Annotated in this window: 12 protein-coding genes; 10 read left to right on the top strand and 2 right to left on the bottom strand. The window is 60.7% G+C overall.

All coding sequences use genetic code 11. The features are described 5' to 3' along the window. Positions 1–104: 104 nt before the first annotated feature. On the top strand, positions 105–599 hold the full coding sequence (locus FT726_RS23000; RefSeq protein WP_021507883.1) for a GNAT family N-acetyltransferase: 495 nt from the start codon (positions 105–107) through the stop codon (positions 597–599). A 370-nt stretch (positions 600–969) separates the two neighbouring features. On the opposite strand, the gene FT726_RS22995 is transcribed toward FT726_RS23000, so the two are convergent. Next, complete coding sequence (locus tag FT726_RS22995) at positions 970–1,884, bottom strand: sugar ABC transporter substrate-binding protein (protein ID WP_021507882.1); 915 nt, start codon at positions 1,882–1,884, stop codon at positions 970–972. A gap of 435 nt (positions 1,885–2,319) precedes the next feature. Here FT726_RS22995 and FT726_RS22990 point away from each other — a divergent pair, with 435 nt between their 5' ends. The 8 genes from FT726_RS22990 to FT726_RS22955 all read left to right on the top strand — a co-directional run bounded on the left by FT726_RS22990 (position 2,320) and on the right by FT726_RS22955 (position 12,908). Continuing rightward, complete coding sequence (locus FT726_RS22990) at positions 2,320–3,714, top strand: MFS transporter (RefSeq protein ID WP_211725834.1); 1,395 nt, start codon at positions 2,320–2,322, stop codon at positions 3,712–3,714. A gap of 141 nt (positions 3,715–3,855) precedes the next feature. Then, entirely contained in the window at positions 3,856–5,019 is a 1,164-nt protein-coding gene (locus FT726_RS22985) for an HD-GYP domain-containing protein (protein ID WP_021507880.1), read from the top strand. 108 nt (positions 5,020–5,127) lie between these two features. Next, the gene (gene kdpF, locus FT726_RS22980; RefSeq protein ID WP_021507879.1) at positions 5,128–5,217 is read left to right on the top strand and encodes a K(+)-transporting ATPase subunit F; all 90 of its coding nucleotides are present in this window, start codon (positions 5,128–5,130) and stop codon (positions 5,215–5,217) included. Then, positions 5,217–6,896, top strand: a complete 1,680-nt coding sequence (kdpA, locus tag FT726_RS22975) for a potassium-transporting ATPase subunit KdpA (protein ID WP_125310606.1) — start codon at positions 5,217–5,219, stop codon at positions 6,894–6,896. Before kdpF ends, kdpA begins: the two co-directional genes overlap by 1 nt. 7 nt (positions 6,897–6,903) lie before the next feature. Continuing rightward, the gene (gene kdpB / locus FT726_RS22970) at positions 6,904–8,952 is read left to right on the top strand and encodes a potassium-transporting ATPase subunit KdpB (RefSeq protein WP_021507877.1); all 2,049 of its coding nucleotides are present in this window, start codon (positions 6,904–6,906) and stop codon (positions 8,950–8,952) included. A gap of 11 nt (positions 8,953–8,963) precedes the next feature. Further along, positions 8,964–9,536: a potassium-transporting ATPase subunit KdpC gene (gene kdpC, locus FT726_RS22965; RefSeq protein WP_021507876.1), complete on the top strand. Its 573-nt coding sequence runs from the start codon at positions 8,964–8,966 to the stop codon at positions 9,534–9,536. Positions 9,537–9,677: 141 nt separating this feature from the next. After that, positions 9,678–12,353 carry a two-component system sensor histidine kinase KdpD gene (gene kdpD, locus FT726_RS22960; RefSeq protein WP_346303510.1) on the top strand — a complete coding sequence of 892 codons (2,676 nt, stop codon included), beginning with the start codon at positions 9,678–9,680 and terminating at the stop codon, positions 12,351–12,353. 54 nt (positions 12,354–12,407) lie between these two features. Continuing rightward, positions 12,408–12,908: a TIGR00645 family protein gene (locus FT726_RS22955; protein WP_021507874.1), complete on the top strand. Its 501-nt coding sequence runs from the start codon at positions 12,408–12,410 to the stop codon at positions 12,906–12,908. Positions 12,909–13,090: 182 nt separating this feature from the next. Here FT726_RS22955 and FT726_RS22950 read toward each other — a convergent pair whose 3' ends face one another. Further along, the gene (locus FT726_RS22950; RefSeq protein ID WP_141496766.1) at positions 13,091–14,020 is read right to left on the bottom strand and encodes a LysR family transcriptional regulator; all 930 of its coding nucleotides are present in this window, start codon (positions 14,018–14,020) and stop codon (positions 13,091–13,093) included. Positions 14,021–14,113: 93 nt separating this feature from the next. On the opposite strand from FT726_RS22950, the gene FT726_RS22945 reads away from it, so the two are divergent. After that, positions 14,114–14,564: MFS transporter (locus FT726_RS22945; RefSeq protein WP_346303509.1), on the top strand; the 451-nt coding region annotated here is incomplete at its 3' end.

The following is a 14,564-nucleotide window of genomic DNA, read 5'->3' as shown; positions in this document are numbered from 1 at the left end:
TGAAAAATATTGATAAAACGTTCAAAACGACGATACAACATAAGGCCACTCTTTCCGATCGGTGAGAGTTAACAGCTTAGTGCAACTGAACAGGGATTATCGACATGGATTTGCAGATTCGCGGACGCGAACCGGGCGATGCCGCCGCCTATCAACGTTTATACAGTCATCCCGAGGTGTATCGCTGGACCACGCAGCTGCCGTTTCCCAGCGTCGCCACCTGGCAGAAAAAATTCGAGCGTATGGACAGCGAAGGCTATATCGGCTTTGTGGCGGAAATCGACGGGCAGATGGTGGGCGAGCTGACGCTGTTTACCGAACAGCGGCCGCGTACGCGTCACAGCATCAGTTTTGGTATTGGCGTCGATCCGGCGTTTAGCGGTCGTGGCATCGGCGAGCGGCTGATCCGCACCGGTATCGACTATGCTTTTAACTGGCTGGGCGTGATCCGCGTTGAGCTGGAAGTGTTTCACGACAATCAGCGCGCGCTGCGTCTGTATCAGCGCCTGGGCTTTGAGCAGGAAGGCGTGAAGCGCAAAGCCTGCCTGCGCGAGGGCGAGTACCACGACATTATCGTCATGGCGATACTGCGCGAGTGATGGTTGCGTCGGCCTGGAACCGGGGCGCCCGGTAACCAGGTCGCCATAAATGGCGCCCCTGCAATTTCACAGACTACCTGTAGGGTGCGCATTCATGCGCACCAGGAATCAGGTTGCCATAAATGGCGCCCCTACAGTGTTCGCAGAATATCTGTAGGGTGCGCATTCATGCGCACCAGGAGCCAGGTCGCCATAAATGGCGCCCCTGCAATTTCACAGACTACCTGTAGGGTGCGCATTCATGCGCACCAGGCAACCCAGGTCGCCATCAATGGCGACCCTACAATTTCACAGACTATCTGTAGGGTGCGCATTCATGCGCACCAGGCAACTCAGCTCGCCATAATCGCGCCCCGGCAGTGTCCGTCTGCTACTGGCTGCGCTCGACGTATTTTTGCATATTCTCTTTGGTCACCAGCTCGAACGGGATCCACACGTGTGAAGCCACTTTCTCGCCTTTAATCAGCTTCTGCGCCACGTCTACCGAGGTTTTGCCCTGACCGATGGCGTCCTGAAACACCGTCACCTGCATCTTGTCCTGCGCCAGAGCCTTCAGGCCGTCCGGCGTGGCGTCGATGCCGCCCACCAGAATCTTTTTATTGCTCTTTGCCAGCGCCATTGCCGCACCAATCGCCATCTCATCGTTATTGGCCGCGACGATATCGATCGCTTCACCGTTGCCAATCCAGTTGAGCATCAGGTCCATGCCTTCGTTGCGCGCATAGTTTGCTGGCTGCTTCTGTACCACTTTCATGCCCGGGTATTTCGCCACCACCTGCTCGACATCTTTGGTGCGCTGCAGCGCGCCGGCATCGGTCAGGTTGCCGATCATGATCGCCACGTTACCTTTATAATTCGCCAGTTTAGCCAGCGCCTCCATTTGCAGCGTGCCGGATTCGCGTTCGTCCGAACCGACAAACACTACGCCGGGTGGCAGGGTTTTATCGCCTGGCGTGCGGTTGACGTACACCAGCGGAATTTTCGCCTGCTGCGCCAGTCTGGTCAGCTGCGGTGTGCTGGCGGAATCCACTGGATCGACGATGATGGCATCCACGCCGGCGCTGATAAAACTCTGCACCTGGTCGGTCTGGCGGCCGACGTCGCCGCGCGCATCTTCAAACTGGGCATCCAGCCCGCGCGCTTTAGCTTCTTTATCAATGGCATGACGAATAATGGTAAGGAAGTTCTGGTCAAAATAGGCCATCGACACGCCGATCTTCTCCGCCAGCGCGGAGGCCGAACTGGTCAGCAGGCCAAGTAACAGTATCGCCTTGAGGGTTTTCATCGCAGACTCCAGAGTAAGCTGTTTATTAGAATAAATTTTTCATTGGTGTTGAAAATGGCTCAATGAAATCATTTTCAGCCTACGAGCCGGCAGCAGAGCTGGCAATCTGCTGCGTGGTAATTTGCTGTGCAGCGCACAATTTGCCCGACGCGCATGGATGCTTTGCCTGCTCATAGTGATCGCGCAAACTCTTTTCTCAGCGCTGGCGCACATTCCGCGGCGAAAGCCAGCACGGATTAAAGATTTTGTGCGCTACCGCACCCGGCTTTGTGTCAGCGACCAAAACCCGCGCCGTTTCGCCGCGCGGATTCCTTCATTCGCACAATGACCAGAGCAACACTGGCTTCCTATAGTTGCTGAACAGGGAAATCTGCGCGGTATTCCTGACCATCATCGCTTCGGGGCAGGATGCTCCTCCATCAAGGAATTCAGCCTATGTTGCAACGCAAAAACCGCAGCCAGAACAGCCATGTGCGTATCTGGATCCTTTGCCTGATTCTGTTCCTGTCAGTGGTCGCTTATGCCGATCGCTCGATCCTGTCGATCTCCGGCTCAGCGATCAAACAGGAGTTTGGCCTGTCGGCGATCCAGCTCGGCCTGATCCTTTCGGCCTTCAGCTGGGCGTATGTTATCGGTCAGATCCCCGGCGGATTGATTCTCGATCGCTTCGGCACCAAAAAGGTCTACGGCGTGACGCTGGCGCTGTGGTCGGTTTCGACCCTGCTGATGGGATTTGTCGGTGAGTTTTCCAGTGGCATGACCATGGCGCTGACGCTGATGTTTGCGCTGCGCTTCGCGCTGGGCCTGATTGAGGCGCCGAGCTTTCCCGCCAACGCGCGCGCAGTCATTATGTGGTTCCCGGGCGCAGAGCGCGGACGCGCATCGTCGCTGTTTGCCTCGGCACAATACTTTGCCGTGGCGATATTCTCACCGCTCTCCGGCTGGCTGGTGTCGCGTTATGGCTGGGAATGGCCATTCTTTGTGCTTGGCGGCATCGGCGTGCTGGCGGTGTTTGTCTGGGCGGGCTATATGCGCAGCCCGCGTCAGCATCCGCACGTTTCCGCCAGCGAGTTGCATTACATTGAACAGGGGGGCGCGCTGGTGGATATCGACGCTGCGCAAACGCTGCGCGCACGGCCACCGGTCAGCAAAGCGATGTTCAAAACATTGCTTACCAACCGCATGCTGTGGTGCGCCTACCTCGGCCAGTATTGCACCATCGCGCTTAGCTACTTCTTCATTACCTGGTTCCCGATCTATCTGGTGCAGGCGCGCGGCATGAACATTCTGGATGCCGGTTTCGCCACCATTGCACCGGCGCTGTTTGGCTTTCTGGGCGGCATCAGCGGTGGCTACATCTCAGATAAGCTGCTGGCGCGCGGCTGGAGCCTGTCGTGGGCGCGCAAAACGCCGTACATCGTTGGCATGCTGATGGCTGCCTCGCTGATTCTGGCGGCGGTGATCCCTTCCAACGCCGGCATTATCGCCATCATGTCGTTTGCCTTCTTCGGCAAAGGCGTGGCGGCGGGCGCGGGCACCTGGACCGTGGTCAGCGATACGGCACCCAAAGAGGCGGTTGGCCTCGCCGGCGCGATCTTCAACGGCATCGGCAACATGGCGGGCTTTATCACGCCGCTGTTGTTTGGCGTGATCGTTGGCCTGACCGGCAGCTACAGCATTGGCCTGGTGTTCGTCGGTGCGCACTGTGTCGTCGCGGCACTGCTGTTCCTGCTGGTGATGGGCCCGATTGAACGCGTAGGCGATCGGCACAACGCTGCCGCTGCAACAGAAGAGAAAAGGGCGCAAAAGGCTGGCATTAAAGTGGCTTAATGCACTGCGCGGTAGCGGCGCAATTTATTGCGCTATGCATAAACGTTCCTGCCTGTCCCGACCAGTTACGCCGCCCTGAAGATTTTTTGCTCAGCTGCCGATATCACTCCTTACCATCCACTGATATTAAGGAGCGATATCGTGATAAAGCTGATTACCGTTGACGAGCTGCGGCCAGGCATGTTTATCCACAAGCTTGAGGTCTGGTGGATCAAGGACAAACGCATTCGCAACCAGATGCTGATCACCGATAAGCGTCAGATCGCCCTGATCCGTAACGAGGGGATCCAGCAGGTATGGATTGATCCCGAGCGGTCGGTGCGCGCGCCTGCCACGCCGCAGCCGAAAAAAGACATTCCGCAGACGCCGTTTTTCCGCGAGATGGATCAGGCGCAGTGCATCTTCAACCAGGGCAAGCCGCAGGTGCTGGCGATGTTCAACGAAGCGCGCATGGGGCAGGGCCTCGATCTTGCCTTTACCCTTGAGCTGGTCGATGAAATTGCCGGATCGATTACCCGCGAGCCAACCGCGCTGCTCAGCGTGGCGCGGCTGAAAAATCATGATGATTACACTTACCTGCACTCCATGGCGGTGTGCGGTCTGATGATTTCGCTGGGCAAGAAAATGGGGCTGGATGAGCAGCAGCTGCGTCGCGTGGGCATGGGCGGATTGCTGCATGACGTCGGTAAAGCCGCGGTGCCGCTGACCATCCTCAACAAGCCGGATAAGCTCACCGACGAAGAGTTTACGATTATGCGCCAGCATCCAATCGTCGGTGCGCAAATGCTGATGGAAGCCCATGCGGATGAAGATTTGCTGGATATTGCGCTGCATCACCATGAAAAATTCGATGGCAGCGGCTATCCGCATCGGCTGCAGGGCGAAGAGATTTCGCTCTACGCACGCATGGCGGCGGTGTGTGACGTCTACGACGCGGTGACCTCCGATCGCCCGTATCGCAAAGGCTGGACGCCGGCGGAGGCGATGCACAATATGCTGAGCTGGCGCGGCCACTTTGACAGTGCGCTGCTGCACGCGTTTGTGCGCACCATCGGTATTTATCCGGTGGGCTCGCTGGTACGGCTGGCCTCCGGGCGCGTGGCGCTGGTGGTGCAGGCCGGGGAAAAATCGCTGCTGAAACCCAAAGTGCATGTGTTCTGGTCGCTGCATTCGCAGCGCGAGGTCAAACCGGAAGCGCTGGACCTCGGCGACAGCTTCTGCACCGATACCATCACCGGCGCTGAGGACAGCGGCTTGTGGCACAACGTTGACCTGAACCGCATCTGGGCGCTGGAAAGCGCCTGATCTGCCCGCGTTTTTATACTTTCTTTACGCCCGCTCTGCGCCTTTTTACCCCTTCTTTATGCCGCGCCGCGCATGCTTGCTGCACTACCAAATCCTCTGGAGGTTGCTGTGAGTGTGGGCGTGATAGCCGGCATCGTGCTGGTATTTTTATTACTGGGCTACCTGATTTATGCCCTGCTTAATGCGGAGGCATTCTGATGGCGGCGAATGCGTTTTTACTGATTGCGTGCTATCTGCTGGTGTTGATGGTGCTGGCGCAGCCGCTGGGCCGCTTGCTGGCGCTGATGGTGGCGGATAAACCCCTGCTGGCGCGCAGCGAACGCGTGCTGTGGCGTCTGGCCGGCGTTGACGGCGCGGCGATGCGCTGGCCGCACTATCTGCTGGCCATCCTGCTGTTTAACGCGCTCGGCTTTGTGCTGCTGCTGGCGATGCTGATGGGGCAAGGCGCGCTGCCGCTCAATCCTCAGCATCTGCCTGGCCTGAGCTGGGATCTGGCGCTCAATACGGCGATCAGCTTTGTCACCAACACCAACTGGCAGGCGTACGCAGGCGAGAGCACGCTGAGTTACTTCAGCCAGATGGCGGGCTTAACGGTGCAAAACTTCCTTTCGGCGGCAACCGGTATTGCGGTGGCGTTTGCGCTGATGCGCGGTTTTGCCAACCGTTCGCTGGAAACGCTCGGTAACGCCTGGCGCGACCTGACGCGTATCACCGTCTACGTGCTGCTGCCGATTAGCCTGCTGATGGCGCTGTTTTTTGTCAGCCAGGGCAGCATTCAGAACTTTGAACCCTATCATGCCTTCACCACGCTGGAAGGCGCGCAGCAAACGCTGCCGCTCGGGCCGGTGGCCTCGCAGGAAGCGATCAAAATGCTCGGCACCAATGGCGGCGGTTTCTTCAACGCCAACTCGGCGCATCCGTTCGAAAACCCTACGGCACTGACCAACTTTGTGCAGATGCTGAGCATCTTCCTGATCCCGGCCGCGCTGTGTTTTGCCTTTGGTCAGCAGCTGGGCGATCGCCGTCAGGGCCATATGCTGCTGTGGGCTATGAGCATCATGTTTGTGCTGGCGGTGGTCGCGGTGATGTGGGCTGAGCTGCGCGGCAATCCGCACTTTCTGACCCTGGGCGCCGATAGCGCGATCAACATGGAAGGCAAGGAGACACGCTTCGGCATTCTCAACTCCAGCCTGTTTGCGGTGATCACCACTGCGGCGTCGTGCGGCGCGGTAAATGCCATGCATGACTCCTTCACTGCGCTGGGCGGCATGGTGCCGATGTGGCTGATGCAGCTGGGCGAAGTGGTGTTTGGCGGCGTCGGTGCCGGCTTGTACGGCATGCTGCTGTTCGTGCTGCTCGGGGTGTTTATCGCCGGTCTGATGATTGGCCGTACGCCGGAGTACATGGGCAAAAAGATCGATGTGTGGGAGATGAAAATGACCGCGCTGGCGATTCTGGTGACGCCGACGCTGGTGCTGCTGGGTACTGCGCTGGCGATGATGACCGAAGCCGGACGCGCCGGTATGGCCAACCCTGGCATTCACGGCTTCAGTGAGGTGCTGTATGCGGTATCGTCGGCGGCCAACAACAACGGCAGCGCCTTCGCCGGTCTCAGCGCCAACACCCCGTTCTGGAACCTGCTGCTGGGCTTCTGCATGCTGGTCGGCCGCTTCGGCATCATCGTTCCGGTGCTGGCCATTGCCGGTTCGCTGGCGGCGAAGAAAATTCAGCCGGTGGGCAACGGCACGCTGCCGACTCACGGCCCGCTGTTTATCGCACTGCTGGTGGGCACCGTGCTGCTGGTAGGTGCGCTGACCTTCGTTCCCGCGCTGGCGCTTGGCCCGGTGGCGGAACATCTGCAACTTATTCAGGGATAACGGAATCATGAGTCGTCAACAACTGGCGCTGTTTGATGCGGCGCTGACACGCACCGCGATGCTGGATGCGGTGAAAAAACTCGATCCGCGCGTACAGTTTCGCAACCCGGTGATGTTTCTGGTGTGGATCGGCAGCGTGCTCACCTCGCTGCTGGCCATCGGTATGGCGGCGGGGCAACTGAACGGCAGCGCCGGCTTTACCGCGGCGGTCGCCATCTGGCTGTGGTTTACCGTGCTGTTCGCTAACTTCGCCGAAGCGCTGGCGGAAGGGCGCAGCAAGGCGCAGGCCAACAGCCTGAAAGGGGTGAACAAGCACAGCGATGCGAAGAAACTGGCGGAACCGTTTCACGGTGCGCAGTGGCGGCCGGTGGCGGCCGATACGCTGCGCAAAGGCGATGTGGTGCTGGTGGAAGCCGGGGACATCATCCCGTGCGACGGTGAAGTGCTGGAGGGCGGCGCGTCAGTGGATGAGAGCGCCATCACCGGCGAATCGGCACCGGTGATTCGTGAATCCGGCGGGGATTTTGCCTCGGTAACCGGCGGGACGCGCATCCTGTCGGACTGGCTGGTGATTCAGTGCAGCGTCAATCCGGGCGAAACCTTTCTCGACCGCATGATCGCCATGGTGGAAGGCGCGAAACGCCGCAAAACGCCCAACGAAATCGCCCTGACCATCCTGCTGGTGTCGCTGACCATTGTGTTCCTGCTGGCGACCGCCACGCTGTGGCCGTTTTCCGCCTGGGGCGGCACGCCGGTTAGCGTGACGGTGCTGGTGGCGCTGCTGGTGTGCCTGATTCCCACCACCATCGGCGGACTGCTGTCGGCGATTGGCGTGGCGGGCATGAGCCGCATGCTGGGAGCCAACGTGATTGCCACCAGCGGGCGCGCCGTGGAGGCCGCCGGTGACGTGGATGTGCTGATGCTGGACAAAACCGGCACCATCACGCTCGGTAACCGCCAGGCAACGCAGTTCCTGCCTGCGCCGGGCGTCAGCGAGCAGCAGCTGGCCGATGCGGCGCAGCTGGCATCGCTGGCCGATGAAACGCCGGAAGGGCGCAGCATCGTGGTACTGGCGAAGCAGAAATTTAACCTGCGCGAACGCGATCTCAGCAGCATGGGCGCCAGCTTTATCCCGTTCTCCGCGCAGACGCGCATGAGCGGCGTCAACGTGCAGGATCGCCTGATCCGCAAAGGCGCGGTGGATGCGGTACGCCGTCATATCGAAGCCAGCCACGGCAGCTTCCCGGCTGAGGTCAATGCCCGGGTGGAAGAGGTGGCGCGCGCCGGCGGTACGCCGCTGGTGGTGGCTGAAGGCGCGCAGGTGCTGGGCGTGGTGGCGTTAAAGGACATCGTTAAAGGCGGCATTAAGGAGCGTTTCGCCGAGCTGCGCAAGATGGGCATCAAAACGGTGATGATCACCGGTGATAACCCGTTAACCGCCGCGGCGATTGCGGCGGAAGCCGGTGTCGATGACTTCCTGTCGGAAGCGACGCCGGAAGCCAAGCTGGCGCTGATTCGCCAGTATCAGGCGGAAGGGCGCCTGGTGGCGATGACCGGCGACGGCACCAACGATGCGCCCGCACTGGCGCAGGCTGACGTGGCGGTGGCGATGAACTCCGGCACCCAGGCGGCGAAAGAGGCGGGCAACATGGTCGATCTTGACTCGAACCCGACCAAACTGCTGGAAGTGGTGCACATCGGCAAACAGATGCTGATGACGCGCGGTTCGCTTACCACCTTCAGTATCGCCAACGATGTGGCGAAATACTTCGCCATCATCCCGGCGGCGTTTGCCGTGACCTATCCGCAGCTCAATATGCTGAACGTGATGGCGCTGCATTCACCGGCCTCGGCGATCCTGTCGGCGGTGATCTTCAACGCGCTGGTGATTGTGTTTTTGATTCCGCTGGCGCTGAAAGGCGTGAGCTATCGGCCGATGAGCGCGGCAGCGCTGCTGCGGCGCAATCTGTGGATTTATGGCGTAGGCGGTTTAGTGGTGCCGTTTATTGGCATTAAAGCGATCGACCTGCTGCTGACGCTGTCGGGCCTGGTGTAAGGAGAAGAGAAATGAGTCAGTTACGTCCGGCTATAGTATTGTTAGTGCTGCTTACCCTGCTGACCGGCGCGGTTTATCCGCTGCTGACCACCGGCCTGGCGCAGTGGTGGTTTCCGTCGCAGGCCAACGGTTCGCTGATTGAGCGCGACGGCGCGGTGCGCGGCTCAGAGCAGATCGGTCAGGCGTTCAGCCAGCCGGGGCACTTCTGGGGCCGTCCATCGGCCACCAGCGACGTGCCGTACAATGCGCAGGCGTCAGGCGGCAGCAACCTTGCCGCCAGTAATCCGGCGCTGGATAAAGCGGTGGCGGAGCGGGTGGCTGCGCTGCGCGCTGCCAATCCGCAGGCGCCGGCAGCGGTGCCGGTGGAGCTGGTAACCGCTTCAGGCAGCGGCCTGGATCCGGATATCTCCCCTGAAGCGGCGCTGTGGCAGGCACCGCGCGTTGCGGCAGCGCGCAATATGACGCTGAAAGACGTCGAGGCGCTGATTGCGCGCAACACCGAGCGCCCGCTGCTGCCGTTTATCGGCGAAGAAACGGTGAACGTGCTGCGGCTGAATATGGCGCTGGATGATTTGCAGGGATGAGGTGAATTCGGTGCGCATGAATGCGCACCCTACAAACGTAGGGTCGCCATTCATGGCGACCGTTTCGATGCCCGCACCACAGCGTAACGCCATTTATGGCGACCGTTTCATTGTTCGTACGGAACTCAATATTTGAACGACATACACGACGAATTACCACGCCCCGATCCCGATGCCCTGCTGCTCAATCACAGCGACAGCCATCGCGGTAAACTGAAAATCTACTTCGGCGCCTGTGCGGGCGTAGGAAAAACCTACGCCATGCTGCAGGAGGCGCAGCGCCTGCGGGCGCAGGGACTGGACGTGCTGGCTGGCGTGGTCGAAACCCACGGCCGTGAAGAGACCGCCGCGCTGCTGCAGGGGCTGGCGGTGCTGGCGCGGCGCGCCACCGGTCGGTCGCGCCATGCGGAGTTCGACCTCGACGCCGCGCTGGCGCGCCATCCGGCGGTGATCCTGATGGACGAACTGGCGCACACCAACGTACAGGGCTCGCGCCATCCCAAGCGCTGGCAGGACATTGAAGAGCTGCTGGATGCCGGTATCGACGTGATTACCACCGTCAACGTGCAGCATCTGGAGAGCCTGAATGACGTGGTGGGCGGCGTCACCGGCATTCAGGTGCGCGAAACCGTACCCGATCCCTTTTTCGACAGCGCCGATGAAGTGGTGCTGGTGGATCTGCCGCCGGACGATCTGCGTCAGCGGCTGAAAGAGGGCAAAGTGTACGTCGGCGACCGCGCCGAGCGCGCCATCGAAAATTTCTTCCGCAAAGGCAACTTGTTCGCGCTGCGTGAACTGGCGCTGCGCCGCACGGCCGACCGGGTAGACGATCAGATGCGCGCCTGGCGCGATCAGCAGGGGCGCGACAAAGTGTGGCACACGCGCGACGCGATTCTGCTGTGCATCGGTGACGACACCGGCAGTGAAAAGCTGGTACGCACCGCCGCCCGTCTCGCTGCCCGTCTCGGCAGTGAGTGGCATGCGGTGTATGTGGAAACGCCGCGCCTCAACCGACTGCCGGAAGCGCAGAGGCGCGCCATTCTGCGCACGCTGCAGCTGGCGCAGGAGCTGGGCGCGGAGACCGCCACGCTGTCCGATCCGGACGAGGCGCGTGCGGTGCTGCGCTATGCGCGCGAGCACAATCTCGGCAAAATCGTCACCGGCCGCCAGCCGCAGCGGCGCTGGCGACGCGACAGCTTTGCCCAGCGTCTCGGCGAGCTGGGGCCGGAGCTCGACCTGCTAGTGGTGGCGCTGGATGAGCCGGTGCGCGATGTGCCAGCGGCCCTGAGCGGCCAGCGTGCCAGCGGCGAGAAATGGCGGCTGCACCTGCGTGGGTGTCTGATGGCGATCGCGCTGTGCGTGCTGGTGACGCTGATCGGCCGCTGGTGGCTGGTGGAATTTGATACCGCCAACGCGGTGATGATCTATCTGCTGGCGGTGGTGCTGGTGGCGCTGCGCTTTGGCCGCTGGCCGTCGGTGTTCGCCACGGTAATCAATATTCTGGCCTTCGACCTGGTGTTTGTGGCGCCTACCGGCACGGTGGCGGTATCGGATCTGCAATATCTGGTGACCTTTGCGGTGATGCTGGCGGTCGGGGTGATTGTCGGGAATCTCACCGCCGGCGTGCGCTATCAGGCGCGGGTGGCGCGCTACCGCGAACAGCGTGCGCGCCATCTGTATGAGATGGCGAAATCGCTCGGCAGCGCGCTGACGCCGCAGGATATCGCTGCCACCAGCCAGCGCGTCATTGAGGTGACGCTGCAGGCGCGCAGCCAGCTGCTACTGCCGGACGAGCAGGGTGAGCTGCAGTCGGCGGGTGAAAGTAGCATCGGGACGCCGCCCGACCTCGGCATCGCCAAATGGAGCTACAGCAAAGGGCAACCGGCCGGTGCCGGCACCGATACGTTACCGGCGGTGCCGTACCAGATTCTGCCGCTGAAAAGCGGGGCGCACTGCCGCGGCCTGCTGGTGGTGGAGCCGGACAACCTGCGCCAGCTGATGATTCCCGAACAGCAGCGGCTGGTGGAGACCTTTACGGTGCTGATTGCCAACGCGCTGGAACGCATGGCGCTGTCGCACAGCGAAGCCGCGTCACGGCTGGCCGCCGAGCGCGAGCAGCTGCGTAATGCGCTGCTGTCGGCGCTGTCCCACGATCTGCGCACGCCGCTGACGGTGCTGTTTGGCCAGGCTGAGATGCTGATGCTGGACCTCGCCAGCGAGCAGTCGAAATATGTTGGCCAGGCCAATCAGATTCGCGAACAGACGCTGAGCACCATCCGGCTGGTGAGTAACATGCTGGATATGGCGCGTATTCAGTCCGGCGGGCTCAACCTGCGCGAAGAGTGGGTGGCGCTGGACGAGGTGATTGGCGGCGCGCTAAGCAGCATGGGACCGTCGCTGAAAGGGCACGACTTTACGCTGGATTTACCGCCGGAGCTGGTGCTGATCAAAGGCGACAGCGCGATGCTGGAGCGGGTGTTTACCAACCTGATCGAAAACAGCCTGAAGTATGCCGGCAATGCCGCGCAGCACGGCATTCGCGCCTGGCGCGATAAAGCGCGGCTGGAGATCGCTGTCTGGGACAACGGGCCGGGCATTGCGCCGGAGAATCTGACGCGCATTTTTGACAAGTTTGCCCGCGGCGACAAGGAGTCGGCCGTGCCGGGCGTCGGGCTGGGGCTGGCCATCAGCAAAACCATTATTGAGTCGCATCGCGGACGCATCTGGGCGGAAAACCGGCCGCAGGGCGGGGCGGTGTTTCGCCTGTCGCTGCCGCTGCCAGTCGCGCCTGAAATTTCTGAAGAAGCACTGAAATAACTTCACATAAGTTCGGTTATACTCGATGGCTTGTCTGTTGATAAATGGGAACTTATGGAACGTTTTACCGAAAACCTGATGTATGCATCGCGCTGGCTGCTGGCACCGGTTTACATTGGACTTTCGCTGGGGCTGCTGGCGCTGACGGTTAAATTTTTTCAGGAAATTTTTCACCTGTTGCCCAACATTCTCAGCATCGCGGAAAACGATCTGATTCTGCTGCTGCTGTCGCTGGTGGACATGACGCTGGTCGGTGGCCTGCTGGTCATGGTGATGCTGTCCGGCTATGAGAACTTTGTCTCCAAGCTGGATATCGATGAAAGCAAAGAGAAGCTGAGCTGGCTCGGCAAGATGGATTCCGGCTCGCTGAAAAACAAAGTGGCAGCTTCGATTGTGGCGATCTCATCGATTCACCTGCTGCGTATTTTTATGGATGCGCGCAACGTCGCCAACGAAAAGCTGATGTGGTACGTGATCATCCACCTGACCTTCGTGCTGTCGGCCTTTGTGATGGGCTGGCTGGATAATATGTCGAAGGTTGAAAAGAAATCGTGACCTTTACGCACGAGCTGACCGATTACATCAGGTGCGCATCAATGCGCACCCTGTAAAAACCGCAATGCCCGTAGGGTCGCCATTCATGGCGACCTGGCCAGTCGTACCCTGTGCACATGAATGCGCACCCTGTAAAAAACCGCAGTGTCCCGTAGGGTCGCCATTCATGGCGACTTGGCCCATCACCGCACCGGCTGCGTGCCGGTCAGCTGCGGCATCACGTCCCTGATCATCGCGAAAAAATGCTGCAGGCGGGCCGGATAATAACTGGCCCACGGGTAGGTCAGCCACACCGGCAGCGGCGGCGCCTGCCAGTCGGGCACCAGCTGTACCAGCGCGCCGCTGGCTAAATCCTCCTGCACCACCCATGACGACACAATCGCGGCGCCCATGCCCGCCAGCGCGGCTTTGCGCACCGCGTACAGGCTATCGCTGGCGAGGCGCGGGGCAATCGCCAGGTTGATTGGCTGGCCGTCGCTGAGACGCTGCAGCGCAATTTCATTACGATAAAAACTGGTCAGCGCCAGCCACGGCAACTGCGTCAGTTGGGTAACCTCTTGCACCGGCGCATGAGCTGCCAGCAGCGCCGGTGCCGCGACGACAAAGCGCGGCACTTCTGCCAGCAGCACCGCCACCACCGACGGATCGGTGGGCGCGCCGACCTGAATGGCGCAGTCAACGTTTTCACTGACAAAGTCCGGCGTGCGGTCGTTGAGCATCCACTCCACTGCCAGGCGCGGATAGCGCTGCAGATAATCCATCAGCGGCGCAATCAACTGATCCTGACCAAACGCATGCGGCGCACGCACACGCAGGGTGCCGATCGGGTCGTCATTCGCGCCGGTTAACTCATCTTCCAGCGCGTGCCAGGTGGCCACCAGCTGCCGTGCCTGGGCATAGCAGCGCTCTCCGTCGTCGGTGAGTTTCAGCGCATGGGTGGTGCGTAAAATCAGTTTCAGGCCGAGCCGCTGCTCCAGCGCCTGCAGACGGCGACTCACGGTGGGTTGGGTGGTGCCGAGCTGCGCCGCGGCCGCCGACAGCGAACCGCTTTCAACAATGCGGATAAACGTCTGCATCAGTTCGATGCGGTCAACGCTGGTGAGTGTGCTCATACGTACCATGCATAACAGTTCTGTGTCATAGCAGTCTACCGCGTATGGCCGCAACGCGCTTTAATAAGCGCATTATCACGGGGGAAAACCACTATGTCTGCCATGTCTCAATCTTCTGCCATGCCTGCTGAAAAGCTGCCGGCACCGTTGGTGTTTACGCTGGCGGCCGGTGCCGGTCTCAGCGTGGCATCGATTTACTACAGCCAGCCGATGCTGGATATCATCAGTAAACAGTTCAATGTGGGCATTGGCAGCGTTGGTATGGTACCGATGCTGACCCAGGCCGGTTACGCGCTGGGGATTCTGCTGCTGGCCCCGCTCGGTGACCGCCACGATCGCCGCACCATCATTCTGGTTAAAGGCTTGCTGCTGGTCGCCGCGCTGCTGCTGTGCGGCTTTTCCGGCGGCATCAATGCGTTGCTGATCGCCAGCTTTGTTACCGGATTAACCGCTACCGTGGCGCAGGACATTGTGCCTGCGTCAGCGGCGCTGGCATCGGAGCGCAGCCGTGGCAAAACCGTCGGCCCGGTGATGACCGGGCTGC

Source organism: Pantoea sp. Morm (genome assembly GCF_016643525.1).
In the GTDB taxonomy this organism is placed as follows: Bacteria; Pseudomonadota; Gammaproteobacteria; order Enterobacterales; family Enterobacteriaceae; genus Pantoea; species Pantoea dispersa.
Note: the sequence above shows the minus strand (reverse complement) of the source record. Positions and strands in the feature narration are given on the sequence as shown.

Coding starts and splice junctions, on each gene's coding strand:
- FT726_RS22990 (WP_211725834.1), top strand. CDS start 2,320: ATGTTGCAACGCAAAAACCGCAGCCAGAACAGCCATGTGCGTATCTGG.
- FT726_RS23000 (WP_021507883.1), top strand. CDS start 105: ATGGATTTGCAGATTCGCGGACGCGAACCGGGCGATGCCGCCGCCTAT.
- FT726_RS22950 (WP_141496766.1), bottom strand. CDS start 14,020: ATGAGCACACTCACCAGCGTTGACCGCATCGAACTGATGCAGACGTTT.
- kdpA (WP_125310606.1), top strand. CDS start 5,217: ATGGCGGCGAATGCGTTTTTACTGATTGCGTGCTATCTGCTGGTGTTG.
- FT726_RS22995 (WP_021507882.1), bottom strand. CDS start 1,884: ATGAAAACCCTCAAGGCGATACTGTTACTTGGCCTGCTGACCAGTTCG.
- kdpC (WP_021507876.1), top strand. CDS start 8,964: ATGAGTCAGTTACGTCCGGCTATAGTATTGTTAGTGCTGCTTACCCTG.
- FT726_RS22955 (WP_021507874.1), top strand. CDS start 12,408: ATGGAACGTTTTACCGAAAACCTGATGTATGCATCGCGCTGGCTGCTG.
- kdpB (WP_021507877.1), top strand. CDS start 6,904: ATGAGTCGTCAACAACTGGCGCTGTTTGATGCGGCGCTGACACGCACC.